The following is a 25,931-nucleotide window of genomic DNA, read 5'->3' as shown; positions in this document are numbered from 1 at the left end:
GCTTAACGGATCCGGCCCAGCACCCGACCGGACGGAAAGGAACCGCATGGACAAGACCTCCGCTCCCGCGCCGGACGCCTGGGAGGAGCTCGTCACCTCGGCCCTGCTCGGCACCGCGCGCCGCACGCCACCCGCGGTCGCGCCCGGTCCCGAGGCGCCGGTGGCGTTGCTGGACGCGGCAGCCGTGGAGACCGTACGGCGGCGGGCCGGTCTCAGGCCCGCGCGCGCTGCGCGGCGGCCGCAGCCGGCACCCGAGGACTCGCGCCCTGCGCTGCCCGCGGCGGCGGCCCGGCGGCTCTCGATGCTGCTCGCCGACCGGCCGGTCACGGGCGGCGGCGGTCGCAGGGGTACGGCACCCGATCTGATGGAGCTGCTCCCGCAGTGGCTCGCGGCGGCGAACGCCCGCGGTTACGCGGCGCCCCCGCAGCTGCTGCCCGCATTGCTGGACGCGGCCCGGGGGCGTACCGATCTGCGGCCGGCGGCGCTGGCGTTCGCGGGCTCGCGTGCCACCTGGCTCGCCCGGCTGAACCCGGACTGGCGGTTCGCCCTGCGGGCGGCACCCGGCGGCGGAACGGCGCTGCCGCCGCGGCAGGACACGGCCGGTATCCAACTGCTCTGGGAGGAAGGCCTGTTCGCGGAGCGGGTGGCCCTCCTGGCGGCGATCCGCGCCCGGGAGCCCGGCGCCGCGCGCGAGCTGCTCGCGACGACCTGGGCGACCGAGCGGGCCGAGGACCGGCTGATGTTCCTCGACTCGCTGCGCACGGGTCTGGGGCCGGACGACGAGCCGTTCCTGGAGCAGGCGCTGGCCGACCGGAGCCGCAACGTACGGGCCACGGCCGCGGAGTTGCTGTCGGCGCTTCCGGGTTCGGCGCTGGCGGCGCGGATGGCGGTCAGGGCCGGGGCGTGCGTGGCCGTCGACCACACCCAGGACACGCCGACGATCCTCGTCGAGGCGCCCCATGAGTGCGACCCGGGCATGGAGCGCGACGGCGTCGTGGCGAAGCCGCCCTCGGGACGCGGGGAGCGGTCGTGGTGGTTCGGGCAGTTGGTGGAGGCCGCGCCGTTGCGGGTGTGGCCGGGGCGGCTCGGCGGTCGGACGCCCGCGGAGATCGTGGCGCTGCCGGTGGCGGACGACTGGCGCAACGAACTGCACGCCGCGTGGTGCCGGGCTGCCGTACGGCAGCGGGACGCCGGGTGGGCGCGCGCGCTGCTCGGGACGCCCGCGGCGCCGGAGGCCGGGGGGCCGGGGGCGGTGTCACTGGCGGAGCGGGCCAAGCTGTTGGGCACGTTGGGCTCCGCCGAACGGGCCGAGTGGGTCGCCGGGTTCATCGCGACGCACGGGTTGTCGGAGGCGTTTCAGCTGCTGGGGGTGTGCGGGGTGCCGTGGGCCGCGCCGCTCGGGCGGGCGGTGGTCGACGCGCTCAACATCGCTCGGGACGCGGGGAGTTATCCGTGGAGTTTCAGCGGGGTGATGGGGCTGGCGGAGCGCTGTCTCGATCCGGCCGAGGCGGGACGCCTCGAGGGCCTGATGGCGGTGCCGGACGAGGGGGAGGACGCGAGCCCCGGGGCGGGGGGCTACTGGGCCGAGGCGTTCCAGCGCTTGGTGACGACCTTGCGGTTGCGGGCGGCGATGGCGGAGGAGCTGGGCGCGCTGTAGCTCAAGGGTGCTGTCCGGCGACGGTTCCCTGTGGGAGCGAGGGGAGGCGGAGGGGGAGGGTGAGGATCCGCCCGACACCAGGCACCAGGGGCGCGGGGAACTGCGCGACCAGCCCCCACCGGTCCGCACCCGGGATCCGAGCAGGACAGATCCCACAGGCCAGATCCGACAGGCCAGGCCCCTACGCCCCCGCAGGCTGCCGCACGTTCTCCCGGACCCAGTCCACGATCGACTGAGTCGTCGCCCCCGGCGTGAAGATCTCCGCGACCCCCTTCTCCTTCAGCGGAGGGATGTCCGCCTCCGGGATGATCCCGCCACCGAACACCAGGATGTCCTCGGCCTCCCGCTCCTTGAGCAGGTCGATCACCGCGGCGAACAACGTGTTGTGGGCGCCGGAGAGGATGGAGAGACCGATCGCGTCGGCGTCCTCCTGGATCGCCGTGTCGACGATCTGCTCGGGAGTCTGGTGGAGGCCGGTGTAGATGACCTCCATGCCCGCGTCGCGCAGCGCCCTCGCGATCACCTTGGCTCCGCGATCGTGACCGTCGAGCCCCGGCTTGGCCACCACTACGCGGATCGGACCGGCTGTCACACCCATCACTGCCTCCATGAAGCGACTGCGTCCATTCCCACCGACTAGTACCGCACAGACCGGGAATGTGAACGAACGTTATCGCCACCATCTCGCACCATGCAGTTTCGCAGTGGACACCGAGGGGGAAATCATATGGTGGGACACGTTCGGGAGCCGCAACGAGGTCGCCGCACCGCCGCGCCGCAGACCGCGCGCCGCGGTGGTGCGGCGCGCCGGCGACGGCACGAAGGGCACGTAGGACAGGTAAGGCACGACAGCGGGGAGCCTCGTCGCCACACCGACAGGGCTACCCGTCACGTCACCGGCGCACCACCAGCACCGCGAGTACCATCGGCACCACCGATACGACCGGGACAAGCACCGGCACCGTCGGCATCGCCCGCACCACCGGCTCCGTCAGCTCCGCCGGCCCACCCGGCGGCTCCGGAACCGGGCGCCGACCGCCACACCCACCCCCCGCGCCCCTCTCGCGCCGCGTCGACGACGGCCTTCACCGCGACTCCCCATGAGCGCACACGGGGGACGGAGCAGTCCTCCCGTGTGCCGACAGGAGGTCGGCCATGAAGGTCACCAAGGTGGCGCTGCCCCTTCTCCCGCTCTGCCAGCGTCTGCTTCCCGGCAGGCTGGCGGGACTGTCCCTGGCCCTCCTGAAGGCAACCGCGCTCGAGATCGCGATCCTCGCGGGACACCTCCTCCTGTACCCGTCCGGCATCGTCCAGGAGCGCCGCTCCCCCCTTCCCCCGCTCCCTGGCCCGGAGGACGGCGCGGCACAGCTCCCGACGGAGGCCAAGCCCCCGGTCGTCCTGCTGCACGGTCTCGTCGACAACCGCTCGGTCTTCGTGCTCCTGCGCCGCAGCCTCGCCCAGCACGGCAGGCAGCAGATCGAGTCGCTCAACTACTCCCCGCTGACCTGCGACATCCGCGCGGCGGCGGAGCTGCTCGGCCGCCACATAGAGGTGATCTGCGAGCGCACCGGCAGCGAGCGGGTCGATGTCGTCGGGCACAGCCTCGGCGGTTTGATCGCGCGGTACTACGTCCAGCGGCTCGGCGGCGACACGCGGGTCCGCACGCTGGTGACGCTGGGCACCCCGCACTCCGGCACCCGGGTGGCGCCGCTGGCGAACGCGCACCCGATCGTGCGCCAGATGCGCCCCGGCTCGGAGTTGCTCGAGGAGCTCACCCAGCCGGCCCCTGGGTGCCGTACGCATTTCGTCAGCTTCTGGAGCGACCTCGACCACCTGATGGACCCGCTGGAGAGCGCCTGCATCGACCACGAGGACCTGATGGTGGAGAACGTCCAGGTCAGCGGGATCGGACATCTCGCCCTGCCCGTGCACCCCGCCGTCGCGACCGGCATACGGCAGGTGCTGGACACCGCGCGGCCCGGGGAGGAGACGGCCGAGCGCGCGGGCGGACTGACCGTGGCATAACGGTCATATAGGTCACCGACCCGGGTTACCGAAAGTCCGCCCCGCAGGCCGCCGACAGCGCGTCGACAGTCGCCGGACGCCGGATCGACATCGAACAGTCTTCGAACACAGAACCAAAGTCGCGCCCGCAGTCCCCCGAAACACAGCCGAATGCCCGTTTCCTGCGCGCCCAAAACCAGTTGAAGATTGTCGCGCCCGCGTACCGCCGGGTACAGTCGCCGCACTGCTCTGGCAGCCCCTGTTGTCGAGGCGAAAGAGAAGTTGGTGAACGACCGTCACCCGTCGGGGACCATGACCACCCCGGCTCCGGCTTCCGACGCCGACTCGTCGCACTACGCGCCGTACGGCACCCAGGAGGCCCAGTACGGCGACCTCACCCCGTACGGCGGCTATGACGCCACTGGTTTCGACGCCACCGGCACGAACGGCGCGCACGCCACCGGCACCTTCGAGGCCGACCCGCTCTTCGGCAACATGCCCGGCGACGCCACCGGTTCGTACGAAGCCTGCACGTGGACCACCGGCGGTCACCAGACCCTGAACTACGACATGTACGCGGCCCAGCACCACGCCGCCTACGACACCGGCGCGTACGACGCCACGCAGTGGGGCGCCGACCAGCAGCAGCTCGCCGCGATCCCGCCGCAGGCCGGCAGCACCGAGCACAGCGGCCAGTGGGACGCGAGTTCCTGGCACCAGCCGGACCAGTCCGCGGCCCCGGCCGACCAGACCCAGCACTGGGAATGGGGCACGCAGACCTTCGACACCGGTGCGTACGACGCCACGCAGTGGAACTCCGAGGGCACGGCGGCCGACGCGTACGGCGAGAGCCACGCGCACGACGAGGCGAATCCCTACGGCGACCCGTACGCCGAACACACCACGCACGACAACGAGCCGGACGCCGACGCCCTCACCACCACCGGTGAGATGCCGGCCGTACACGACGCCGACGCCCCCCTCCTGGACGACCAGGAAGAGGTTCCTCCGGCCGCCGCCCCCGGCTCCCGCGTCGCCGCGCGCAACGCCAACCGCTCCCGCCGCCGTATGCCCGCCAAGCGCTCCGCGCTGCTGACGATCGCCGTCCCCTCGGCGTGCGTCATGGGTGTCGCCGGGATCGCCGCTGCCTCCGTGGGCACGCTGACCGGCGACGACAACGGCACCACCTCGACGACCCTCGCGGACACGACCGCCGTCCACCCGGCCATCGCGAACAACAAGCTGGACACCCAGCTCGCGAGCCTCTCGGCCGGTGCCGACGACTTCGCCGACCGGGCCAGCCGTACGCAGGAACGCATCGACCTCAAGGCCCAGCAGGTGGCCGAGAAGAGGAAGGCGGCGGAGGAGGCGGCCCGCAAGGAGCGGCTGCGCCCGAAATTCGCGCTTCCGGTCGCGCAGCGGGGCCTCAGCGCCTACTTCGGCCAGTCCGGCGTCAACTGGATGTCCGTCCACACCGGCATCGACTTCCCCGTGTCGTACGGCACGACGGTGATGGCCGTGACCGACGGCACCGTCCGCACGCAGTGGAACAGCGCCTACGGCAACATGATGGTCGTGACGGCGAAGGACGGCACGGAGACGTGGTACTGCCACCTCTCCAGCTACCGCGTCGCCTCCGGTACGACGGTCAAGGCCGGCGACCCGATCGCGTACTCCGGCAACTCGGGCAACTCGACCGGCCCGCACCTGCACCTGGAGGTGCACCCGGCGGGCGGTTCGGCCATAGACCCGCTGCCGTGGCTGCGCAGCCACGGGCTGGACCCGACGTAACCCTGCGGGCCCAGCCCCCTTCCTGAGCTTCCTGAGCTACAGCCTCTCCACCGGCGCGTACCGCAGCAGCAGCCGCTTCGGCTTCGCTTCCCCGAAGTCGATCGTCGCCTCGGCGTTCGCGCCCGTGCCCTTCACGCCGACCACCGTGCCGAGCCCGAACTGGTCGTGGGTGACACGGTCGCCGACGGCCAGGGACACCACCGGCTTCTCCGAGGTCCTGCGCGTCGCGAAGCCGGACGCACCCGACGCCGAGGAGCGGGAACGGGACGACGACAGCGACGCGGCGACCCCCGAGACCGGCCCCGCGGGAGCGCCGGCCGCCCCGGTGCGCTTCCAGTCGACGTGCTGCGCCGGGATCTCCTCCAGGAAGCGGGAGGGCGGGTTGTACGACGGCTGCCCCCACGCGCTGCGCAGGGAGGACCGGGTCAGGTACAGCCGCTCACGCGCACGCGTGATGCCGACGTACGCCAGGCGCCGCTCCTCCTCCAGCTCCTTGGTCTGGCCGAGGGCGCGCATGTGCGGGAAAACGCCGTCCTCCATGCCGGTGAGGAAGACGACCGGGAACTCCAGGCCCTTGGCGGTGTGCAGGGTCATCAGGGTGATGACGCCGGAGCCGTCCTCGTCCTCGTCGGGGATCTGGTCGGAGTCGGCGACAAGCGCGACCCGCTCCAGGAAGTCGGAGAGCGAGCCGGTCTCCTCGCCTTCGCCCGACTCCTGCTCGAACTCCAGGGCCACGGCGGCGAGTTCCTGGAGGTTCTCGATCCGTGTCTCGTCCTGCGGGTCGGTGGAGGCCTGCAACTCGGCGAGATAGCCGGTGCGTTCGAGGACCGCTTCCAGGACGGTCGCCGGGCCCGCGCCGGACTCGACGATCGTACGGAGCTCCTCCATCAGCACGTTGAACCGCTTCACGGCGTTGGTGGAGCGCGCGGCCATGCCGTACGCCTCGTCGACGCGCTTGAGGGCCTGCGGGAAGCTGATCTTCTCGCGCTGGGACAGGGCGTCGATCATCGCCTCGGCGCGGTCACCGATACCGCGCTTGGGGACGTTGAGGATCCGGCGCAGCGGCACCGAGTCCTCGGGGTTGGCGAGGACCCGCAGGTAGGCCAGGACGTCCCGGACCTCCTTGCGCTCGTAGAAGCGGACGCCGCCGACGACCTTGTAGGGCAGGCCCACGCGGATGAAGACCTCTTCGAAGACACGGGACTGGGCGTTGGTCCGGTAGAAGACGGCGACATCGCCGGCCTTCGCGTCGCCCGCGTCGGTGAGGCGGTCTATCTCGTCGGCGACGAACTGCGCCTCGTCGTGCTCGGTGTCGGCGACATAGCCGGTGATGCGCGCGCCCGCGCCCGCGTTGGTCCACAGGTTCTTGGGGCGGCGGGACTCGTTGCGCTCGATGACGGCGTTGGCGGCGGTGAGGATCGTCTGGGTGGAGCGGTAGTTCTGCTCCAGGAGGATCGTCGTCGCGTCCGGGTAGTCCTCCTCGAACTGGAGGATGTTGCGGATGGTCGCGCCGCGGAAGGCGTAGATCGACTGGTCTGCGTCACCGACGACACAGAGCTCGGCGGGCGGCAGGTCGTGCTCGCTCGGGGGTACGTCCACCGGGTGCTCGGAGGTCCCGACCAGCTCCCTGACCAGCGCGTACTGCGCGTGGTTGGTGTCCTGGTACTCGTCGACCAGGACATGCCGGAAGCGGCGGCGGTAGTGCTCGGAGACGTCGGGGAACGCCCGGAGCAGGTTGACCGTCGTCATGATCAGGTCGTCGAAGTCGAGGGCGTTCGCCTCGCGGAGGCGCGACTGGTACATGGCGTAGGCCTGGGCGAGGGTCTTCTCGAAGCCGTCGGTGGCCTGGGCGGCGAAGTCCTCCTCGTCGATCAGCTCGTTCTTCAGGTTGCTGATCTTGGCGCTGAAGGACTTCGGCGGGAACTTCTTGGGGTCGAGGTCCAGGTCGCGGCAGACCAGCGCCATGAGCCGCTTGGAGTCAGCGGCGTCGTAGATCGAGAAGGAGGAGGTGAAACCGAGCTTCTTCGACTCCCTGCGCAGGATCCGCACGCAGGCGCTGTGGAAGGTCATCACCCACATCGCGTTCGCGCGCGGGCCGACGAGCTGCTCGACGCGCTCCTTCATCTCGCCCGCGGCCTTGTTGGTGAAGGTGATCGCGAGGATCTGGCCCGGGTGGACATGGCGCTCGCCGAGGAGGTGGGCGATGCGGTGGGTGAGGACCCGGGTCTTGCCGGAGCCGGCGCCGGCCACGATGAGCAGCGGGGTGCCGGAGTGCACGACGGCCGCGCGCTGGTTCTCGTTCAGCCCCTCCAGGAGGGTGGCCGGGTCCACCACCGGGCGCGGGGCGCCGTCGCGGTAGTAGGCGTCCCGGTCCGGGGGCACGTCGAACTTCCCACCGAACAGGTCGTCCGGAACCTGCTCCGGTCCGTGCTCGTCCTCGGGCGGCGGCGGGGGTTCCTCCCCATGCCCGCGAGGGGCCTGGAGGTCCGCCAGGAAGCTGTCGTCAAAGAGGCTGCTCATCGCTCTCCGAGTCTAGGGCTCCCCACTGACAGCCCGCCGCCGCCCCGAGAACATCCACCCGTACCGGAACCCGACGATCTTCCGGACCCGGCCTCCCGGCGCCCTCCTGCCTTCCTGGTCGACGGCGAGACCCGCCGCGGCACGGCACCCGCACGCTCCCGCGCATGCCGTACGAGACCTTCGTCACGGCACGGGCGCCGACCCGGCCGGCCGTCAGGGCCGAGCGCCGGGGACCTGCGGACGGGCCGCCTCTCGTCGTGGCCCGGAAAACCATGAACGGCCGCGCAGCGCCCTGCCGCGCAGCAGGGACGACGCCCAGGCCGCCCGCGCCCGCGCCCGCGGCGACCCTCGACCCTCCGGAAGGGCGAGGACGCGGTACGCGTGGGACTCCACCAGCGCCTAGCGCGAGCCCCCCTCGTCGTGGCCCGGAGCCATGAAAGGCCGCGCCGCCCGCCTTGTCGTCCGGCAGGAACGAGGGTCAGGCCACCCCGCCCGCGCCCGCGCCCGCGCCCGCGCCCGCGCCCGCGCCCGCGGCGACCCTCGACCCTCCGGAAGGGCGAGGACGCGGTACGCGTGGGACTCCACTCACGCCTTGCGCAAGCCCCCTTTCGTCGTGGCCCGGAGACCATGAAGGGCCCCGCCGCCCGCCCTGTCGTCCGGCAGGAACGAGGGTCAGGCCACCCCGCCCGCGCCGACGGCGATCCTCAGCCCTCCGGGTGGCAGCGACGCCGTACGCGTGGGACTCCACCACCGCCTTGCGCGAGTCGCTCTTCGTCGGCAGAGCAGACGGCACGGATCGTTGCCCCCTCGGCGATCACGCGGGTCACCGGTTGCCCGAGCCAGTCCCCAAAGGCGATCGAACAGGGGCACTCCAGCAAGAGACCGCCCCATCCACGGCACATCACACCGAATCGGCCATGCGGAGCGCCCCCTGGGGCCAAGGTCACGAAAATGTATCGGGCATATCGAACATCAACCTTCACAGGGGCCACACCAGTTGGCTACCGTTCCGATCAGGCCGTACGACCCCCTCCGGCGAACCTCGCCGGGCCGCACGGCCTCCGCCGAGTCCGCAGCGCCGCCGCGCGCCCGGAGCCGGGGACCCACCGAACCCGGGGTGAATCGGCCGACTCCCGCGCAGGGGAGCGCCGTAGGGCAAACCTTCCGAAGCACTTCGCCCGAACCCGACAGCTAACCCGGTAGGCGGAGCATGGGAAGGAGTCGCCTCCCTTGGCGTCGCACCGCAAGTCGCGTCCCGCCGGTACGCGCGTGGCAGGCATACGGACCCCGGCCCTCGCGACGGCCGCCCTCACCTCCGTGGCCCTGCTGTCCCAGTCGGCGAACGCCGCGCCGGCCGATGACAAGCCGAGTCTCGAAGAGGTCGAGAAGAAGGTCGACGACCTCTACCGCCAGGCCGAGTCGGCGACCGACGGCTACAACGCGGCCAAGGAGAAGACGGCCAAGCAGCGCAAGCAGGTCGACACGCTCCTCGACGACGTCGCCCAGCGCACCCAGAAGCTCAACGAGGCGCGGGAGGAACTCGGTTCCTTCGCCGCGGCCCAGTACCGCACCGGCGCCGGCGCGCCCGACACGGCGACCTTCCTGCTCGCCGACACCCCGCAGGACTACTTCGACCAGGCGCAGCTGATGAGCCGCTTGACGAGCCGTCAGAAGGGCGCGGTCGACGACTACGTCTCCGAGCAGTCCGCGACGATGAAGAAGCGCCAGGAGGCCTCCCAGAGCCTTCAGACGCTGAACGAGACGCAGAGCGACCTGAAGACCGCCAAGGCGACCGTCCAGAAGAAGCTCGCCGACGCGCGCGAGCTGCTGTCGGAACTGACCGCCCAGGAGAAGGCGCGTCTCGCGGTGATCGAGAAGCGCAAGCAGCAGGAGGCGGCCCGCAAGGCGGCGGAGCTGGCGCAGCAGCAGGCCGCGGCGGAGAAGGCGGCGCAGGAGACCACCGCCCCGCAGGAGAGCACGTCGCCGGCGACCGACTCCTCGTACGCCACCAAGGCCGCCAAGGCCCTCGCCTTCGCCCGTGCACAGATCGGCAAGCCGTACGTCTGGGGCGCCACCGGCCCCGACTCCTACGACTGCTCAGGGCTCACCCAGGCCGCCTGGAAGGCCGCCGGCGTCGACCTCCCCCGCGTCACCTATGACCAGGTCAACGCCGGCACCACGGTCTCCCTGGCCGACGCCCAACCCGGTGACCTGGTCTTCTTCTACGACGACATCAGCCACGTCGGCCTCTACATCGGCAACGGCATGATGATCCACGCCCCGAAGCCGGGCGCGTACGTCCGCGAGGAGTCGATCTACTACGACGGCGAGTCGGGGATCCACAGCGTGGTCCGCCCGGCCTGAGGCCGGGTACCGGGGGCGGGCGAAGAGCCCGCACTCGCGTGCATTTCCCCCATTTCCCCACGCGCGCGTGCGCGCCCCGCTCGCACGGCACGGGGAGCTTCCTAGCATCGGCACATGCCCGGTACCTCCCCCCACTCCCCCCTGCGCGTCTGGTGGACGCGGCACCCACCCGCGGCCGCGTCCGCCGTGATGGCGACCGGCATCGTGTCGGTCGGGCTCCTTCTGACCGGTCACGAGACGCTGTCCCGGATCGCCCTGGTGATCAGCTGCGCGGCCTGGCTGGGGCTGGCCGCCGAGTTCGCCGTACGACTGCTGCGGGAGCGCCCGCGATGGGTCGCGGACGCCGGGACACCGGGCGCCCTGACGGCCGTGGCGGCGACCACCGTACTCGGCACCCGGTTCTCCGCACTCGGCCGGCAGACCCTCGCCGAGGCGCTGCTGGCCCTGTCGGCGCTGCTGTGGCCGGTGCTGCTCGTGCTCGTCGTGCGGCACTGGAAGCGGCGGATGCCCGGCGGGGTGTTCCTCTGCTGTGTGGCCACCCAGGGCCTCGCGGTCCTCGGCGCCACGCTCGCCGCGGCCGAGTCGGCGGCCTGGCTCGCGCACGCGGCGCTCGTGCTGTTCTGGCTCGGCCTGGTCCTCTACGGCGTCGCGCTCTTCCTCTTCGACCCGCGCCAGGTGCTGGAGGGGCCGGGCGACCAGTGGATCGCGGGCGGCGCGCTCGCGATCTCGGCACTCGCCGGCTCGAAACTCCTCGCCGCCGACAGCGCGCGCCTGTACCTGTGGAACGACGACGACCGCGGTGTCCTGCGCGCGGTGACCGTCGCCCTGCTGGTGCTCGACCTGGCCTGGTACGCCGTCCTGCTGCTGGCGGAGTTCGTACGGCCGCGCCTGCGCTACGACGTGCGCCGCTGGGCCACCGTGTTCCCCATGGGCATGACGGCGGTCGCGGCCCTGTCGGTCTGCGCCACCGTGGACGTCCCGTGGCTCAGGACGCCGGGTGAGGTGCTGCTGTGGGTCTCCGTGGCGGCCTGGCTGGCCGTCGCCGCGGGGACCGTCGACGCCGCCCGTGCCGCCGTCAGGTCCACAGCACCGCGATGAAGACGTTGGCCGTGGTCAGCGCGCCGACCAGGCCGAACAGCCTCTTGTCCACCTTCTCGTCGTCCCGCTTCACATAGACCAGGCCCAGGATCACGATCAGCAGGGCCAGCTTCACGCCGATCTTGATGTTGTTGACGTGCTGGTCGTCGGCCTGATTGAGGCCGACCAGGATCACGCCGGTCACCAGCATCGTCGCGGCGCCGTGGAGCATCGCGGGGACGAACCGGGCGGTGCCCCGGCCCATCGCCTTCATCTGCGTGAGGAAGCCTCCGAGCAGCGAGGCGATGCCGATGATGTGCAGGCCGACGAAGAGATGGATGAGTACGTCCATGAGGCGGGAGCCTATTCCTGGGTGCCAGGGCGACTCGCACCGGCCCCTTGAGCGGTCCGGGGCAGAGGGTGCATATATGCGGCCCATAGCACTCCCCGCCCGTCACCGGTCCCGGAATCGCGACTTCGGTCAGCGCACCGCGCGAAGTCGACGGTGCCACCCCGGGATCACGGTCACCTTCGGTCACCCGGCGGTCCCCTGGCGGCACTTCCGCACAACGCGTTACCTCCCGGACACGGTCAGGTTTAGCGTCCTCCACCAGGTGACCGGCTCCCCACCGCCGCCCGGGCCAGGGGCGGCAGTCGGCCACCACCGCCGAGAAGGTCCGGCGGCGGCCCGCTCCCCCTGTGCAGGCCGTCGCCGGACGCGCACACCGCCCCTGGCGGTCGTACGGCCGCTTCCCCTGGCGTTCGTACGTCCGCGAGCCTCGGGGCGGCCGATCGTAGGAAAGGACGTGCAGTCCACTTGGCAGCACACCGCAAGCCCCGTAGCCGCTCGGCCGGCGGCCATACGGTCCGTACGGCAGCGACGATCGCCCTCGCGGGGGCCGCGAGCGCGACGGGCTTCAACGGGATCGGACACGCCGAGCCGCAGCTCACACCGGAGCAGGTCAAGGCGAAGGTGGACCAGCTGTACCAGGAGGCCGAGGCCGCCACCGAGAAGTACAACGGGGCGAAGGAGAAGGCGGAGGCGGCCGAGACCCGGCTGGACACCCTGCGGGACGAGGCGGCCCGCAGGACGCAGCAGCTCAACGAGGCGCGGGACGCGCTCGGGACGATCGCCGCGGCGCAGTACCGCGGCGGCGGCCTCGACCCCGCGATGCAGCTCGCCTTCACCGACGACCCCGACCGGTACCTGGACAGCGCCGAGTTCGTCGAACGGGCCGGCACCCGCCAGGCCGCCTCCGTGGCGAACGTACGCCAGCAGCTGCGGGAGATCGAGCAGCTGCGCGGGGCCGCGCACATCGAGTTGGCTTCGCTGAAGTCGCGCCAGGCGGAGCTGAAGCGCCACAAGAAGACGATCACCGGCAAACTGGGCACCGCCCGCCGACTGATGTCCCAGCTGCCGACCGAGGAACGGGCGGTGCTCGGGGACGGCGGGGATCGCGCCTCACGAGCCGTGACGGGCGCACGCGAGGATCTGACGACGCCCGGCGCGGCGACCACCGAAGCCCCCGACTCCCGTGCCGCAGCGGCCGTTTCCTACGCCTACGGCAAGCTCGGCAGCCCCTACGTCTGGGGCGCCACCGGGCCGGACGCCTTCGACTGCTCGGGCCTCGTCCAGGCCGCGTACCGCTCCGCGGGCATCTCCCTGCCCCGCACGACCTACGCCCAGATCGACGCCGGCCGGCGCGTCTCCCGCTCCGAACTCCTCCCCGGCGACCTGGTGTTCTTCTACTCGGGCATCAGCCACGTCGGCCTCTACATCGGCAACGGGCAGATGATCCACGCCCCGAACCCGTCCGCACCGGTACGGGTGGCGCCGATCGACCAGATGCCGTTCGCGGGGGCTACTCGGGTCGTGTGAGAGCTCATCGGAGGACTGCGCTGCCAAGGGAACCGGGGCGTCATCCATTGTCGCGAATGTCTCCAAGCCCCAGCCGACGCCCAAGATCATCCAACTCTTCCTTGCGTTCCTCGCACTCGGGAATGGCTTGTCGGAGCAGGGCCCAGTAGTCGCCTCCGTGACCCGGGATCCTTATGTGAGGGAGTTCGTGGGCAATCACGTAGTCGACGAGATGAGCGGGCAGCTGGAACAGAGCCCAATGCAGCGCCATGGTCCCGCGAGCGCCGTCGCCCGGCCGGTAGGTCCCCCATCGGTTGCCGACATCACGTACAACGACGTCTGGCTCCTGGACCTCCATCCGCGCGGCCCACGGCTGAAGCCTTCCCGTTGCCCAACGCTGTCCCGTTCCCCGTCGGGCCCGTGGACGTGCCGCCAGCCCATCGCCTTCAACTGGTCGATGATCGGCAGTAGCGTCTCGTCCCGCTCGGCCGTACCTCGCGTCATGTACCCGGTGCCCCTCCGTACGACCGCGCTGTCGTTTCGGACAACGACCGTCAAGCCGCTGACCGTTCCCTCATTCTGCGGCGGGTGGGGCGCGGGTGACACGAGTCCGCGCAGCTACTGCCGCTGTCCTGCCATGCTGGGACGGGAGGCCGCTTGTCGACGGTCCCGGGCGGCGAGAGCTTCACGGGCGAGGACGAGCGCGCTCTGACGGCACGGTGGCGAACTGGTCCGAGACGCCGCCATGGGGGCGCCCGGTGAGGCGGTGGTGGGAGTACGGCAGCCCCGGCACAGGCCGCCGGAGAAGGCGGCGGGGCGTCCTGGCACGCCGCAGTCGGTGCACTCCGGCATGAGACGGCCGGGTCGATCCGAGGGGAGGCGGCGCGGATACTCCGCTGATGCGCGCGTGCCGGTTGTGCCGCTTGTAAAGGGTTCGTGACAGGGCCGGAAAGCGTATTCCCCGATTATTAGAGTGAGTGCTCCAATCCGGCCGTGTCGGATGCGGTGGGTGAGTACCAGGGAATCGGGGGATCCGTGGACGGACCCGTGTTCGAGCACGGCGACCGGCTCTTCGAGCTGCTTGGCACCCTGGTGCGCAGGCCGAAGAGGGGCGAGTTGCCGGGGGAGGTCCCCAAGCGCGACGGCATACCGATACTCGGCCTGCTCGGCCGGCAGGAGGACGCCCTCGCGCTCCAGGTCGAGCAGGCGCTGAAAGCGGCCGAACCCCAGGTGGTCCCGAACCAGTTGGTCGACATGACCGCCAAGTGGAGCGAGGTCGTCGCTGAGCGCGGCAACCCGGCGGAGGCCAAGTATCTGTCCGTCGAATGGCAACGGGCCGAACTGTGCCGACGCGTCCTCGTCGACCTCGCCGCCGAGTTCTCCTCCGCACGCCACGGACACGACAGGCGGGTACGGTTCCGGCGGCTGGGGCTCGTTAACTGGCTGCTGGAGATGACGCACACGGCCGACCAGCCCGACAGCGACCACGGCCAGATCATGCTGCGCCGGCTACGCGACCGCGAGCTGGAGCGCAGACGGCTGTTCGGGTTCATGCGCAGCCCGAGCACCGAGGTCGCCCTGCAGGGGCACGTGCCCTGGTGGGCTTACCTCCTGGGACTGCATCTGCTGCCGGTCTTCTGGTTCCGTGTCTGGCGCGGTGTAGGCAGCGAGTACCGGTGGCTGCTGCGCCAGCCGTACATGGCGCCGGCCGATCCGGGGACCTTCATCGGGTTCGCGTTACGTCTCACCCAGCCCCGGTGGGGGCGTGAAGACCCGCAGCAGATCAGCAAGTTGATGATCAACGCCTTCCTGGAGGATCTGCGGGTAGCCTACCGCCGGCGGCCGTGGCGTCGGCACGCCCACCGTCGTACGGCCTACTGCGTCGCCTTTCTGCAAGGGGTGAGTGACCAGAACGGCGGCCTGGAACTGGTACGGCTGCTCGCCGAGGTGCGCAACGACACCGGTGCCTTCGACCCGCTGCTCCTTGTGACCAGTCGGCCCGAGGAACCGGTCGAGCCGGTGCTGGTGCGCGAGCTGACCGACAGCCCCACTCCCTACCAGGCCTGGTGCGAGCGGTTGCGGGCGGCCGGCGGCGGCCGGAACGCCGAGTTCTGGCACCTGCCGGTGCGGGTGCCGGAGCCGATACCGGACGGCGACGACAGACGGGTCCAGCAGGGTGAACGCACGACGATCGCGAGCCGGCTGACCGTTCCCCGCCCTCCCGTCTGGGCGGGCCGCGCGGCGACCGCCGTGGCCGCCACCACCGCACTGGCGGTGCTCGCCACCGGCGTGGGCATCACCGTGGTCGACGCCTGGGACTGGCGACAGCAGCACTGCGGGCTGGGCCCCTCCGACCCCGACGCGCGCACGGTGTGGCGGGCCTCGACCGGCGAGTGCGTCGGTGTCGCCCCGCACGGGTTCGCCTTCGGCGCCAAGGACCCGGCCGTGCGCAGGACCCTGAGCATCATCGCCAGGCAAAACCGGAGGGCCGAGGAGATACATGCCGGGGACCCCACCCGCCCGATCGTCACTCTCGTCCATCTCTCCGCTCTGCTCAGCACCCCCAAGAGCGGCATCTCCCAGACCCTGTCCTACGCCCGCGAGCAGTTGCAGGGCGTGGCAAGCGCGCAGCAGCGCCTGCTGGGGACAGGCAACGATGACCCCGTCCTGCGGATCTACCCGGCCAGCGCGGGAGCCGGCATGGGGTTCGGGGCCGATGCCGTGCGCATGATCGAGCGGATGATGAAGAGCGACTCGACGATCGTCGGCGTCACCGGCCTCGACCAGAGCCGCAAGGCCACCTTCAGGACGATCGCCGAACTGACCCGGGTGGGACTGCCCATGGTCGCCACGACCCTGTCCGCCGACTCGCTGCCCGGTGCGTCCGCGCTGTACTACCAGGTCTCACCGCAGAACAGGCGCGAGGCGCAGATTTCCGTCGCGTACGCGGGCCATCTCCTCACCGAGAAGCGGCTGAAGCGGAAGGCCGTGCGCATCGTGTACTCCCTCGACCCGACCGACGAGTACAGCGACAACCTGCGCCTGGACACCCTGAACTCCTTCCATGATGCGGGCTTTGACACGTATCCGCGGGGGTACGTCCCCGCGCACCCGGCCGCCGGGACCCCGCCCGGGCCGTCCGCGCTGAAGGTCGGGGAGGAGGCCTGCAAATTCTCGGGGCTGGTCTTCTTCGCGGGCCGCAGCGAGGACTTCGAGACGATCCTGAACGCCACCAACAACACCTGTGGCGGCTCCAATACGCCGGTCTTCCTCGGCGGCGACGACGTGGCCCGTCTCGGCGCCGACCCGGTCCGACGCAAGGCCTTCCCGCGAGTCCCCTACGAGTTCCTCGACTTCACCGTCGGATCGGCCTCCTGCGACGACCCCAGCGACCTCTACAGCACGATGAAGGACCTGTTCCCCGACGAGTGCCGCGATGTCAGGGACACCTCGCTGGACGGGCACGCGGCACTGGCCTTCGACGCCGTGAACCTCTACGTGAAGGCCATCACCCGCCTCCGGTCCGCCGCCCCCGACGTACCGCTGACGCCGAGCGCCGTCTGGCACGCTCTCAGCGGTATCCACGACGACGCCGCGCTCGCCGGGGAGAGCGGCCGCATCGACTTCGGCGGACGGGTGGACCAGCAGGTGCCGCTGGACAAGCTCGTCTCGATCCAGCGGGTGGAAGGGGCACAGCGCCCGAAGCAGATGGGATTCTGCGGGCGGCAGGGGAAGGACGACGGGGCGGACTGGTGCCCGGCACCGGAAAAGGTGCAGCAGTAGCGGCACCGGAACGTGATCCGCTGCGCGGGCACCATCAATTAGCGGTAGTTGGTTAGCCTCGCCGTTTCGGTTCGGGTGATGAGGTGCCGCTGAGGGCCCGGTGTCGAGTGGCCGAGGCAGTTTCGGTGTTCGGGTATGGCGGAGTCCCGACGCATTGGTCGGGTTCTCCAAGGTCCTTCGAGTCGTGGCGGCCAGGGTCTGCCGGTCAGCCGGCGGGACGGGGCAGTGCGGCGAGGTGATGGAAGGCTGTGGCGAGTTCGTGTCTCCAGGGCCAGGTCGCCGATATCCGCAAGCGCAGGCGGTGGCCGCCGCGAGTGAGACGGGCGGCCACATGCAGCAGCCGGTAGCGGAGCTTCTTCGGCTCGGCAGCCGCGAGCTCGCCGTCCAGCAGCAGGACACGCATCCAGGCCAGCAGGTCGATCGCCGTGAGGCTGAGTTCGAGCCAGACGGCGTTGACGGCGAAGCCGCGGGAGGGGAAGCGGCCGAAGCCGGTGGTCTTGCCGCACCGGATGTGGTCCTCGACGCATGCGTGCCCGCGGTGACGGACCTCCAGGAACTGGGCGGAGCCGCCGCCGGAGTGCGGGGTGTCGGTGAGGAACACCTGGTGGCGCAGGCCCTCGTCCTGGTCGAACAGGGAGAGCTGGGCTCCGGGGTGCGGGCGCTCGAGGCGCAGGATGATGCGCGTGCCGGCCGGTTAGCCGTCCAGGTCGACCATGCCGGTCAGCTCGGTGACCTCGGCGCCGTCTCGCAGTGTCCCGTCCTGGTTGAGGGCGGGAACCCGAGGCGGTCGGGTATGGCCCGGATGGCGCGGCGGACCGGTTCGGTGATGGCGTATCCGACGGAGAAGGAGGTACGGATTCCTCGTTTGTGCAGGGCGCGGACGTGGGCGAGGAAGGCTTTCGCGGATCGGGCGCTGTCGGTGCGGATGAGGATGTGAGCCCTCCTCGCGTCGGCCACAGCGTAACGGTGTGATCGTCAGCGCGCCTACCGCACGGTCACACCAGCCGGCGCGCCGTCGCCCACCGGGTCAGCTCGTGACGGTTCGACAGTTGCAACTTCCGCAGCACCGCCGAGACATGGGACTCGACTGTCTTCACCGAGATGAACAGCTGCTTGGCGATCTCCTTGTACGCGTAACCGCGCGCGATGAGCCTCAGCACCTCGCGCTCGCGCTGGGTGAGACGGTCCATGTCCTCGTCGACCGGCGGGGCGTCGGTGGAGGCGAAGGCGTCCAGGACGAAGCCGGCCAGGCGCGGCGAGAACACGGCGTCGCCCTCCTGGACGCGGAAGACGGAGTCGACGAGGTCGGTGCCCGTGATCGTCTTGGTCACATAGCCGCGCGCACCGCCCCGGATCACCCCGATCACGTCCTCGGCCGCGTCCGAGACGGACAGCGCGAGGAAGCGGACGGGCTGTTCGGCGTCGGCCATCAACGGGGCGCACCGGCGCAGCACCTCGACCCCGCCGCCGCCCGGGAGATGGACGTCGAGGAGAACGACCTCGGGACGGGTCGCGGTGATGACGGTGACGGCCTGGTCGACGTCGGCGGCCTCCCCGACCACCTCGACGCCGGTCTCCTCGGTCCGGCCGATCTCGGCCTGGACGCCCGTACGGAACATGCGGTGGTCGTCGACGAGGACCACACGCACCCGGCGCCCGTCCGCGCCCCCGGTGACCTCCGCCGTGCCGTTCGCCTCGTCGCTCATGACGTCTTCTCCGCCCTCTCCATCTCCAGCTCGACCTCCGTGCCGCCGCCCGGCACCGCACGCAGCCGGGCCGTGCCGCCATGGCGCTCCATGCGGCCGATGATCGATTCTCTGACACCCATCCGGTCGGCGGGTATCGAGTCGAGGTCGAAGCCGGGGCCGCGGTCCCGGACGGACACGAACACCGTCCTGCCCTCGACTTCGGCGTAGACCTGTACGGCACCGCCCTCGCCACCGTACTTGGCGGCGTTGACCATCGCCTCACGCGCGGCCTGCATCTGCGCGCCGGTTCTCTCGTCGAGCGGGCAGTCGCCGACGACGACCACCTCTATGGGGACGCCGTGCTTGTCCTCGACCTCGGCCGCGTTACGTCGCACGGCGTCGGCGAGGTCGGTGGGTTCGTCGGCCTCGTCCTTGCCGGTGCCCTCGGGTTTGTACAGCCAGGTGCGCAGGTCGCGCTCCTGGGCGCGGGCGAGGCGCCGCACCTCGCCCGGGTTCTCCGCGTTGCGCTGGATCAGGGTCAGGGTGTGCAGCACCGAGTCGTGGACGTGGGCCGCGACCTCCGCGCGCTCCTGGGCACGGATGCGCATCAGGCGCTCCTCGGAGAGGTCCTGGGTCATACGGACGAGATACGGCCCCGCGAGGAGCGTTGTCCCGACGAGGACCGCGAGGGCCGCCTGGAGGACGGAGCCGAGGTGGGCCGCGGAGCCCTGGAGGACGAAGACCCCGGAGACACCGGCGGTGACGAGGAGGACGCCGCCCGCGGCACGCAGCAGACTCAGGGTGCGCCGGCGGCGGCCCACCTCCATCCAGCGGGCCCGGCGGGCGTTGTCCGCCTGGCGCCAGACCAGGGCGACACCCGCGCCGACCAGCACCGCGGGCCAGAGGTAGGCCTTGGCACCGTTGCCCACGTTGACATTGCCGACGAAGACCATGGCCACGACGACCATGAGCAGCAGGGCCACGATCTGGCCCTTGTCCGGGCGGCGGGCGACCAGTCTGCGGCGGCCGTCCGGGGAGGTCTCGGTGGAGACCAGGGACGGGGGCTTCTGCCCGCCGACCCCGCCGACGCCGAGCGGCACGAAGAACCAGAACGCGGCGTACAGCAACGCGCCGAGACCGTCCGCCATGAACAGGCCGACGAAGACAAGCCGCACCCAGATCACGGGCAGCCCGAGATGCCCGGCGAGCCCCCGCGCCACACCACCCAGCCAGCGTCCGTCGCTGCTGCGGTAGAGCTTGCGCGGCGGCCGCGGTTCGACGAGTGGCGCTGCTGCGGCTTCCGGCATGCCATCGATGGTCACACGGCCGGAGTACGGGGGCATCAGGGTCGGCCCCCGAGACTCCCCTGATCTTCGGACGGCGCGCCTTGCGAATGCTTCCCCCGCCCCCCTCTCAGGGCCGATATCAGGGTCGGGCCAGGGTCGTTCCGACTCCCGTCGCGCCCCCTCGCCCGTCACCATGGACACATGACAGATCACCAGCACGCCGCGGGCGCCGGATCCGGCGGCGGTCCGGACCCGGGCACCGGCCCCGGTGCGGGCGCGTCCGCCGACACCGGCGAGGCCTCCCGCGCGCACGTGCGGGCGGGCATGCGGAAAGAAGGAGGCACACCGGCGGACCCGCCCACCGAGCCCCTCGGGCACCGGACGACGACCGCGCCTCCCGCCCCGCCCGTCACACCCCAGGACACGGCCCCCCCGCGCTTCCGGCGGGACCGGCGGCACCAGCTGCTGGCCGGGGTGTGCGCCGGACTCGGGCGGCAGTGCGACATGGACCCGGTGATCTTCCGGATCACGCTGGCCGTGCTGTCGGCCACCGGCGGGATCGGTCTCATCTTCTACGGCTTCGCCTGGCTCTTCGTCCCGTACGAGGACGACGACGAGAACGAGGTGCGCAAGCTGCTCACCGGCCGGGTGGACGGCCAGGCCCTGACCGGCGTGCTCTTCGCCCTGGTCGGCTGCGGGGTTTTCCTCACCATGCTGGGCAACACCAGCGTGCTGACCTTCGCCGTGGTCCTCTCCCTGCTCCTGGCAGGCGCCGGGTACTGGTCGCGCAACCGCGGCACCCCCGACCCCGATCCGCTCTCCGCCCAGGCCGTCGCCGACGCCCCGCCGGAGGCCCAGGCGCCTCCGGTGCCCGCCGGCTACCCGTCCTGGTGGCGCGACCCCATCGTCAAGGACGGCACCCACGTCGGCGGCACGGGTTATCTGTGGGGCCCGAGCGACTCCCGCGACCGTGACATCGCGGCGGCCGTCAACATCGGCCGGGGCGCCTCCTGGAGCCGACGCGAGGACATCCAGTCGGCCCGGATCCAGCCGCCGAAGCCCCAGGGCCCCCGCTGGATCGGCGGCTGGGTCTTCCTGCTGGCCCTGCTGGCGGGCGGCCTCGGCACAGAGGCGACCTGGCAGGACCACGCCCTGGGCACCAGCCTGCAGACCGGTCTGTCCTGCGCGCTGATCGTCCTGGGCCTCGGCATAGCGATCAGCTCCTTCCTGGGCCGCACCGGAGCGGGCTCGATCCTCCTGGCGATCATCACAGCGGGCCTGCTCGCCACGTCGGCCGCTCTCCCGAAGGACATCACCACCCACTGGGTCCGCACGAACTGGACACCGGCAGCGACGCAGAACATCCGCCAGCACTACGAACTCGGCACCGGAGTGGGCACCTTGGACCTGTCCCGCGTCGACTTCGCCAAGGGCCGGACGATGACGACCGAGGCCGAGGTCGGCGTGGGCCGACTGGTGGTGATCGTGCCGCCGGACGTGACCGTGAAGGCCGTCGTCGACGTGGGAGTGGGCGACATCCAGTTGCCGGGCGACGACCAGGCGGACGTGGACGTGGCACCGGGCAAACGCAAGGAGATCACCCTGAAACCGGACCCGGGCGCCAAGAACACCGCTACCCTCGAGCTCGATCTACGGGTCGGCATCGGCCAGGCGGAGGTGAGCCGTGCTGCGTCATGAGTTCCGACCGGGAAAGCTGGTCGCCGGCCTCTTCCTGACCGCCGCGGGCATCACCTACGCCGGTGACGCGGGCGGCGCCTGGGACACCCCGTGGTTCGCGGTGATCCCCATGGTCGTCGGCGGCCTCTGCCTCGCGGGCACGGTGGGCCTGCTGGCCCGGGCCGTACGCAACCGCCGCGACCGCCGACGTACCAGCGCACCGGCCGAGGCCGACGGCACGCCCGGGCCGTCAACACCCCACTGAGCACGGGCACTCGGCACGGGCGCGACGGCCGGCCAGGGCGCTACCGATAGCCTCCCGCCCGCTGCCGTCGTCGGGTCCGCAAGGCGGCGTCCACGGAGAACACGGAGGCGCCCGCGAGGACGAGGGGCAGCCAGGCCATCAGATAGGCGAGGTCGTTGCCGTAGTAGTAGGGGTCGGACGCCCAGCTCACGGTCAGCCACAGGCTGAGCGAGATCAGCGCACCGCCGAGTGCGGCCAGGCGGGCGAGGATGCCGAGCAGGGTGCCGATACCGACGGCGAGTTCACCGAAGGCGATGGCGTAGCCGAAGCCGACGGGGTTCTTCAGGGACAGGTCGACCAGTGCGGGGATGGCCGAGGAGTCCCGGACGCTGCGCATCATGTCGCCGATGGAGCCCGAGCCGGAGCTCTTCATGAAGGCGCTGTCGGTCAGCTTGTCCAACCCGGCGTAGATGAAGGTGACACCGAGGAAGATGCGCAAGGGCAGTAGGGCGTACTGGCCGATGCTGTCCCGCCAGGATCGTTCTTCGTCGTAATAGGGGGCGTGCGTGTCTGTACGAAAACTGTGAGTCATCGCTCCGAGCCGCCTCTCAACAGCGTGCCGAGACCCCTCACAGGACGATACGTACGGCGGGGCGGCGGGGCTCAATGCGATGTCAATCCGTCACATCGATCGCGTACCGGTTCGTCTCCACCCCGGCGGCCGTCACCACCTGTACCTCCACTCGCCCCGGCTCCACATCCGCCGGTACCGGCACGGTCAGCACCTCGTCGGTGGGGTTGCTGAAGCCCCCGGCGACCGGCACCAACGGCACGTGCACGTTCACCGGCCCGATCCGCACCACCATCCGGGACAGCCGGTCCGCCCGCTGCGCCCCCGGCGGCACGAACCCGGCCCCCCGGATCTCGATGTCGTCCCCGGTGCGGATGGGCCCGTCCAGGTCGCCGGCCTCCCGCGACCGCACCACGGACAGGATCACCGGCCGCCCGCCCTCCGCGTACTTCCCCGCCACATAGGTGGCCGCGGACACCAGCACGACCACCGCCAGACCCCAGGGCAGATCCGGCAGTTGATCCGGCCGCCGGGCCAGCCGCACCGCCGCGAACAGCAGAGCGACCCCGCTGATCACGACGTACTGGATGTCGGCGAAGGCGCCCCGCCCGGAGTCGTCCGTCAGCAGGTCGGTGGCGCGGGGCCGGTCCGCCCGTACCTTCTGCAGCCGCTGCCCGAGCACCCGCAGCCCGATCACCCGCCGCACCAGCACGGCGATCCCGCACACCACGGCCAGTACGGTCACGATCCCCGCACCCCGGGCGAGTCCGAGCCCGGAGATCAGCGCGTCCCGCTCGCGGCCGTCGGAGGCCGCGGTCAGCCGGCCCACCAGGACCAGCACCGCGTAGGCGACGAACAGCACCCACGCCACCGCGACGGCCCGCGAGGTGGACAGCCGGTTGTCCTCACCGATGACCGGCGCGAGCACCCCGCCCCGGGCCCGGTGGAACCAGGACGCCGCGGTCAGCGCACCCGCGACCACGAGCGCGGCCACCAGCCCGGCCGTACGCGCCGCGGTCCACCCCGCCCCGATGGCCGTCAGCGCCTGCACGAGGAGCAGCACCACGACAGCGGCCCACACCGCGTACGCGGTACGGCGCCACAGCCGCGTGAGCCAGGCGACACCGTCCGCCCGCCCCCGCTCGGCCACGGCCTCCGCGGACTGGGTCAGTTCCTCCGAGACCCACTGCCGGGAGGCCGACGCGGAGTGCGCCACGGCCGCGGGCAGGCCCTGCCCGGCGGCGAACTCGTCCCGTTTCAGGAGGAATTCGGCCACCGCCCGCCGATGTCCGGCCCGCGCCCCGTGCGGACAGTCCCCACAGGTGCAGCCGCCCTCGTGCACACCTGAGGGCACGCCCCCGGCCGCGCTCTGTCTCGCTTCCTGCACCGCCACGCCCGACGCCCGCCTTCCCACAACCCTTGGCCCTCTGGCCCCATATGACCGCACGGCCGGACCGGCCGCAGCACCCGCAGGCTCCCACGCCCCACGCCCCACGAAGAACCCCGGACAACTCCCCCGTGATGACAGCGAATTGTGCCCTACGGCACACCACCCGCGTCCGGCAGGTGTGGTCAGCGCGGGTGAAGGGCGGCCCGCCGTGTTGACCCGGCTGCGAGAATTTCTTTATGTCCGAGATCATCCAGCGTGACGGGACCTGGGCCTTCGACGGCACCACGGTCAGAATCACGCCGGGACTCCACCGCTCCGTGCCGCTGTTCCGGCAGACGTACGGCGAGGTCGCCGTACCCCTGGAGGCCATTTCGGGCGTGGCGTTCGAGCCGGAACGCAGGCGCGGCCGGCTGCGGATGCGGCTGCGCGAGGGCGCGGACCCGTTGCTGCACGCGACCGGCGGACGACTGCCGGACCCGGCCGATCCCTATCGCCTGATCGTGGACGTCGACCGCGCCGGGGTCGCCGAGTACGTGGCCGAGGAGATCCGCCGCGCCCTCCTCCTCGACGAGATCCCGAAGGAGCCGACGAAGACGTATCTGCTGTCCGGCCCACCGGTTCCGGTCTCGGTGCGTTCCTCCGACGGCACGGTCTCCTTCGACGGCACCCAGGTCCGCATCGACTGGACCGAGACCTCCGACCGCGTCAAGCGGGCGACCGGCCCGCGGATCATCGACGTGGGTGACCTCGTCCAGGTGGAGTGGCTGCCCAACTCCGGTTACGAGGACGGCTTCATGCGGTTCGTGACCCGCGAGACGTCCTTCTCGAAACTGCCGCCGGAGAAGGACCCGTACGCCCTCGACCTGTGGGGCAGCACCCGCCGCGACCTGCTCACGGCCCTCGTGGCGACGGCGGTCACGGCCCGGCTGCCGCACCCCTCCACCAGAGGGGACATCGGGTACGACGGCGAACGCGCCCACCGCCGCCGGCTCGCCGTTCCCCCCTCGGCCGACCATCACGACGTGCTCCTGCGCAGGCTGCGGGAGCTGGGCGAGCTGCACCGGGACGGGGTGCTCACGGACGAGGAGTTCGCGATGACGAAGGCCGCTGTGCTCCGGGGCTTCTAGCTCAGCAGGTCCGGCTCGCTGCGGCTGATGTCCTGCCACGTCGGCTGGTAGTTGATCCAGGCCACCAGATCCCCGCCCAGCTGCTCCCGGGTCGCCACCGCCGCGCGATGGTCGATGAGCACGGGCCGTCCCGCCGCCCGCGCCAGCAGTTGCACCTGGCTGGAGCGTTCCATCGACAGGAACCACCAGGCCGCCGCGTCCACCGAATCCCCGACGGTCAGCAGCCCGTGGTTGCGCAGCACCAGTGCCTTGCGGGATCCGAGCGCGGCGGCGATCCGGCGGCCCTCCTCGGCGTCGACGGCGACCCCGGTGTAGGCCTCGTACAGCGCGTGGTCCTCGTAGAAGGCGCAGCTCTCCTGGCTGATCGGGTCGAGGAGCTCACCGAGGGCGGACAGCGCCCGCCCGTGCACGGAGTGGCAGTGGGCGACGGCGACGACGTCGGGGCGGGCGGCGTGCACCTGGGAGTGCACGGTGAAGGCCGCCTGGTTGACGTGGTAGCGGCCGTCGAGCACCTGCCCGTCGGAGTTGGCGAGCACGAGGTCGCTCACGGTGACGTGCTTGAACGGCATGCCGAAGGGGTTGACCCAGAAGCAGTCGGTGAACTCCGGGTCGCGTGCCGTGATGTGCCCGGACACCCCGTCCTCGAAGCCGAGCCGTCCGAAGATCCGCAGCGCGCCCGCGAGCCGCTCCTTGCGGTGCCGGCGTTCCTCCTCGACGGAGTCGTACATCGGCGGCATCGCGAACTGCAGCTTCTCGGTGGGCAGCGGCATCGGCGGAGTGGGCCCGAGGGGCGTCTCGTGCATGTGCTCCTCCAGCACTGGGTTGCTTACGGGGCGGAAGTTACCGTCGGTCCGCGCAAGAGAACAGGGGTGGTTTGTAAAGATGGCGCACGGA

The 25,931-nt window shown here is 71.3% G+C and carries 19 protein-coding genes, 1 pseudogene and 1 riboswitch; of the genes and pseudogenes, 10 read left to right on the top strand and 10 right to left on the bottom strand.

Annotated elements, in window-relative coordinates; genetic code table 11:
- Positions 1–46: 46 nt before the first annotated feature.
- Positions 47–1,657, top strand: coding sequence for a DUF5691 domain-containing protein (locus ABZT06_RS19265; RefSeq protein WP_355741745.1), 1,611 nt, complete (start codon positions 47–49; stop codon positions 1,655–1,657).
- A 181-nt stretch (positions 1,658–1,838) separates the two neighbouring features.
- On the opposite strand, the gene ABZT06_RS19260 is transcribed toward ABZT06_RS19265, so the two are convergent.
- Positions 1,839–2,255, bottom strand: a complete 417-nt coding sequence (locus tag ABZT06_RS19260) for a cobalamin B12-binding domain-containing protein (protein ID WP_355741742.1) — start codon at positions 2,253–2,255, stop codon at positions 1,839–1,841.
- Positions 2,256–2,812: 557 nt separating this feature from the next.
- Here ABZT06_RS19260 and ABZT06_RS19255 point away from each other — a divergent pair.
- Both ABZT06_RS19255 and ABZT06_RS19250 read left to right on the top strand, forming a co-directional pair.
- Positions 2,813–3,682, top strand: a complete 870-nt coding sequence (locus tag ABZT06_RS19255; RefSeq protein WP_355741739.1) for an alpha/beta fold hydrolase — start codon at positions 2,813–2,815, stop codon at positions 3,680–3,682.
- Between the two features lie 291 nt (positions 3,683–3,973).
- On the top strand, positions 3,974–5,452 hold the full coding sequence (locus ABZT06_RS19250) for a M23 family metallopeptidase (RefSeq protein ID WP_355742226.1): 1,479 nt from the start codon (positions 3,974–3,976) through the stop codon (positions 5,450–5,452).
- A 36-nt stretch (positions 5,453–5,488) separates the two neighbouring features.
- On the opposite strand, the gene pcrA is transcribed toward ABZT06_RS19250, so the two are convergent.
- Positions 5,489–7,972 carry a DNA helicase PcrA gene (gene pcrA, locus ABZT06_RS19245; protein WP_355741736.1) on the bottom strand — a complete coding sequence of 828 codons (2,484 nt, stop codon included), beginning with the start codon at positions 7,970–7,972 and terminating at the stop codon, positions 5,489–5,491.
- 1,052 nt (positions 7,973–9,024) lie between these two features.
- Positions 9,025–9,194, top strand: a riboswitch (cyclic di-AMP (ydaO/yuaA leader).
- Between the two features lie 8 nt (positions 9,195–9,202).
- Between pcrA and ABZT06_RS19240 the strand changes: the two genes are divergently transcribed.
- Both ABZT06_RS19240 and ABZT06_RS19235 read left to right on the top strand, forming a co-directional pair.
- Positions 9,203–10,336 (top strand): NlpC/P60 family protein, encoded by a 1,134-nt coding sequence (locus ABZT06_RS19240; protein WP_355741733.1) that lies wholly within the window; start codon positions 9,203–9,205, stop codon positions 10,334–10,336.
- Between the two features lie 114 nt (positions 10,337–10,450).
- Positions 10,451–11,434 (top strand): tellurite resistance/C4-dicarboxylate transporter family protein, encoded by a 984-nt coding sequence (locus ABZT06_RS19235; RefSeq protein ID WP_355741730.1) that lies wholly within the window; start codon positions 10,451–10,453, stop codon positions 11,432–11,434.
- Here the strand turns inward: ABZT06_RS19235 and ABZT06_RS19230 are convergent.
- Entirely contained in the window at positions 11,412–11,765 is a 354-nt protein-coding gene (locus tag ABZT06_RS19230; RefSeq protein ID WP_355741727.1) for a hypothetical protein, read from the bottom strand. The two genes, ABZT06_RS19235 and ABZT06_RS19230, sit on opposite strands and share 23 nt — an antisense overlap.
- A 465-nt stretch (positions 11,766–12,230) precedes the next feature.
- Between ABZT06_RS19230 and ABZT06_RS19225 the strand changes: the two genes are divergently transcribed.
- Complete coding sequence (locus ABZT06_RS19225) at positions 12,231–13,292, top strand: NlpC/P60 family protein (protein WP_355741724.1); 1,062 nt, start codon at positions 12,231–12,233, stop codon at positions 13,290–13,292.
- Between the two features lie 40 nt (positions 13,293–13,332).
- Here ABZT06_RS19225 and ABZT06_RS19220 read toward each other — a convergent pair whose 3' ends face one another.
- Positions 13,333–13,707 carry a M48 family metallopeptidase gene (locus ABZT06_RS19220; RefSeq protein ID WP_355742223.1) on the bottom strand — a complete coding sequence of 125 codons (375 nt, stop codon included), beginning with the start codon at positions 13,705–13,707 and terminating at the stop codon, positions 13,333–13,335.
- 599 nt (positions 13,708–14,306) lie between these two features.
- Here ABZT06_RS19220 and ABZT06_RS19215 point away from each other — a divergent pair.
- A complete protein-coding gene (locus ABZT06_RS19215; protein WP_355741721.1) occupies positions 14,307–17,054 on the top strand; it encodes a hypothetical protein in 2,748 nt (915 codons plus the stop codon).
- Between the two features lie 205 nt (positions 17,055–17,259).
- Here ABZT06_RS19215 and ABZT06_RS19210 read toward each other — a convergent pair.
- The 3 genes and pseudogenes from ABZT06_RS19210 to ABZT06_RS19200 form a co-directional block, all read right to left on the bottom strand.
- Positions 17,260–17,987 (bottom strand): annotated as a pseudogene (locus tag ABZT06_RS19210) (transposase); the annotation flags it as partial.
- Positions 17,988–18,049: 62 nt separating this feature from the next.
- On the bottom strand, positions 18,050–18,760 hold the full coding sequence (locus tag ABZT06_RS19205) for a response regulator transcription factor (RefSeq protein ID WP_355741718.1): 711 nt from the start codon (positions 18,758–18,760) through the stop codon (positions 18,050–18,052).
- Positions 18,757–20,085, bottom strand: coding sequence for a PspC domain-containing protein (locus ABZT06_RS19200; RefSeq protein ID WP_355741715.1), 1,329 nt, complete (start codon positions 20,083–20,085; stop codon positions 18,757–18,759). The genes ABZT06_RS19205 and ABZT06_RS19200 overlap by 4 nt, the downstream gene beginning before the upstream one ends.
- A 144-nt stretch (positions 20,086–20,229) precedes the next feature.
- Here ABZT06_RS19200 and ABZT06_RS19195 point away from each other — a divergent pair, with 144 nt between their 5' ends.
- Both ABZT06_RS19195 and ABZT06_RS19190 read left to right on the top strand, forming a co-directional pair.
- Positions 20,230–21,726 (top strand): PspC domain-containing protein, encoded by a 1,497-nt coding sequence (locus ABZT06_RS19195; protein ID WP_355741712.1) that lies wholly within the window; start codon positions 20,230–20,232, stop codon positions 21,724–21,726.
- Positions 21,713–21,970 carry a hypothetical protein gene (locus ABZT06_RS19190; protein ID WP_355741709.1) on the top strand — a complete coding sequence of 86 codons (258 nt, stop codon included), beginning with the start codon at positions 21,713–21,715 and terminating at the stop codon, positions 21,968–21,970. Before ABZT06_RS19195 ends, ABZT06_RS19190 begins: the two co-directional genes overlap by 14 nt.
- A 40-nt stretch (positions 21,971–22,010) precedes the next feature.
- Here the strand turns inward: ABZT06_RS19190 and ABZT06_RS19185 are convergent, their stop codons facing one another.
- Together ABZT06_RS19185 and ABZT06_RS19180 are read right to left on the bottom strand one after the other, a co-directional pair.
- Positions 22,011–22,541 carry a DoxX family protein gene (locus tag ABZT06_RS19185; protein WP_355741706.1) on the bottom strand — a complete coding sequence of 177 codons (531 nt, stop codon included), beginning with the start codon at positions 22,539–22,541 and terminating at the stop codon, positions 22,011–22,013.
- 82 nt (positions 22,542–22,623) lie between these two features.
- Positions 22,624–23,913 carry a hypothetical protein gene (locus tag ABZT06_RS19180; protein WP_355741703.1) on the bottom strand — a complete coding sequence of 430 codons (1,290 nt, stop codon included), beginning with the start codon at positions 23,911–23,913 and terminating at the stop codon, positions 22,624–22,626.
- A 233-nt stretch (positions 23,914–24,146) separates the two neighbouring features.
- On the opposite strand from ABZT06_RS19180, the gene ABZT06_RS19175 reads away from it, so the two are divergent.
- On the top strand, positions 24,147–25,037 hold the full coding sequence (locus tag ABZT06_RS19175) for a DUF4429 domain-containing protein (RefSeq protein WP_355741700.1): 891 nt from the start codon (positions 24,147–24,149) through the stop codon (positions 25,035–25,037).
- On the opposite strand, the gene ABZT06_RS19170 is transcribed toward ABZT06_RS19175, so the two are convergent.
- On the bottom strand, positions 25,034–25,840 hold the full coding sequence (locus ABZT06_RS19170) for a class II aldolase/adducin family protein (protein WP_355741697.1): 807 nt from the start codon (positions 25,838–25,840) through the stop codon (positions 25,034–25,036). The genes ABZT06_RS19175 and ABZT06_RS19170 overlap by 4 nt on opposite strands.
- Between the last annotated feature and the right edge of the window lie 91 nt (positions 25,841–25,931).

Source organism: Streptomyces sp. NPDC005483 (assembly GCF_040606035.1).
In the GTDB taxonomy this organism is placed as follows: Bacteria; Actinomycetota; Actinomycetes; order Streptomycetales; family Streptomycetaceae; genus Streptomyces.
This window is presented reverse-complemented; position numbering and strand designations above follow the sequence as displayed.

What these genes read in the sequence shown, in the direction of transcription:
- ABZT06_RS19265 (WP_355741745.1), top strand. Translation starts at nt 47, where the DNA reads ATGGACAAGACCTCCGCTCCCGCGCCGGACGCCTGGGAGGAGCTCGTC.
- ABZT06_RS19205 (WP_355741718.1), bottom strand. Translation starts at nt 18,760, where the DNA reads ATGAGCGACGAGGCGAACGGCACGGCGGAGGTCACCGGGGGCGCGGAC.
- ABZT06_RS19195 (WP_355741712.1), top strand. Translation starts at nt 20,230, where the DNA reads ATGACAGATCACCAGCACGCCGCGGGCGCCGGATCCGGCGGCGGTCCG.
- ABZT06_RS19250 (WP_355742226.1), top strand. Translation starts at nt 3,974, where the DNA reads ATGACCACCCCGGCTCCGGCTTCCGACGCCGACTCGTCGCACTACGCG.
- ABZT06_RS19175 (WP_355741700.1), top strand. Translation starts at nt 24,147, where the DNA reads ATGTCCGAGATCATCCAGCGTGACGGGACCTGGGCCTTCGACGGCACC.
- ABZT06_RS19230 (WP_355741727.1), bottom strand. Translation starts at nt 11,765, where the DNA reads ATGGACGTACTCATCCATCTCTTCGTCGGCCTGCACATCATCGGCATC.
- ABZT06_RS19235 (WP_355741730.1), top strand. Translation starts at nt 10,451, where the DNA reads ATGCCCGGTACCTCCCCCCACTCCCCCCTGCGCGTCTGGTGGACGCGG.
- ABZT06_RS19170 (WP_355741697.1), bottom strand. Translation starts at nt 25,840, where the DNA reads ATGCACGAGACGCCCCTCGGGCCCACTCCGCCGATGCCGCTGCCCACC.
- ABZT06_RS19260 (WP_355741742.1), bottom strand. Translation starts at nt 2,255, where the DNA reads ATGGGTGTGACAGCCGGTCCGATCCGCGTAGTGGTGGCCAAGCCGGGG.
- ABZT06_RS19185 (WP_355741706.1), bottom strand. Translation starts at nt 22,541, where the DNA reads ATGACTCACAGTTTTCGTACAGACACGCACGCCCCCTATTACGACGAA.
- ABZT06_RS19200 (WP_355741715.1), bottom strand. Translation starts at nt 20,085, where the DNA reads ATGCCCCCGTACTCCGGCCGTGTGACCATCGATGGCATGCCGGAAGCC.
- pcrA (WP_355741736.1), bottom strand. Translation starts at nt 7,972, where the DNA reads ATGAGCAGCCTCTTTGACGACAGCTTCCTGGCGGACCTCCAGGCCCCT.
- ABZT06_RS19255 (WP_355741739.1), top strand. Translation starts at nt 2,813, where the DNA reads ATGAAGGTCACCAAGGTGGCGCTGCCCCTTCTCCCGCTCTGCCAGCGT.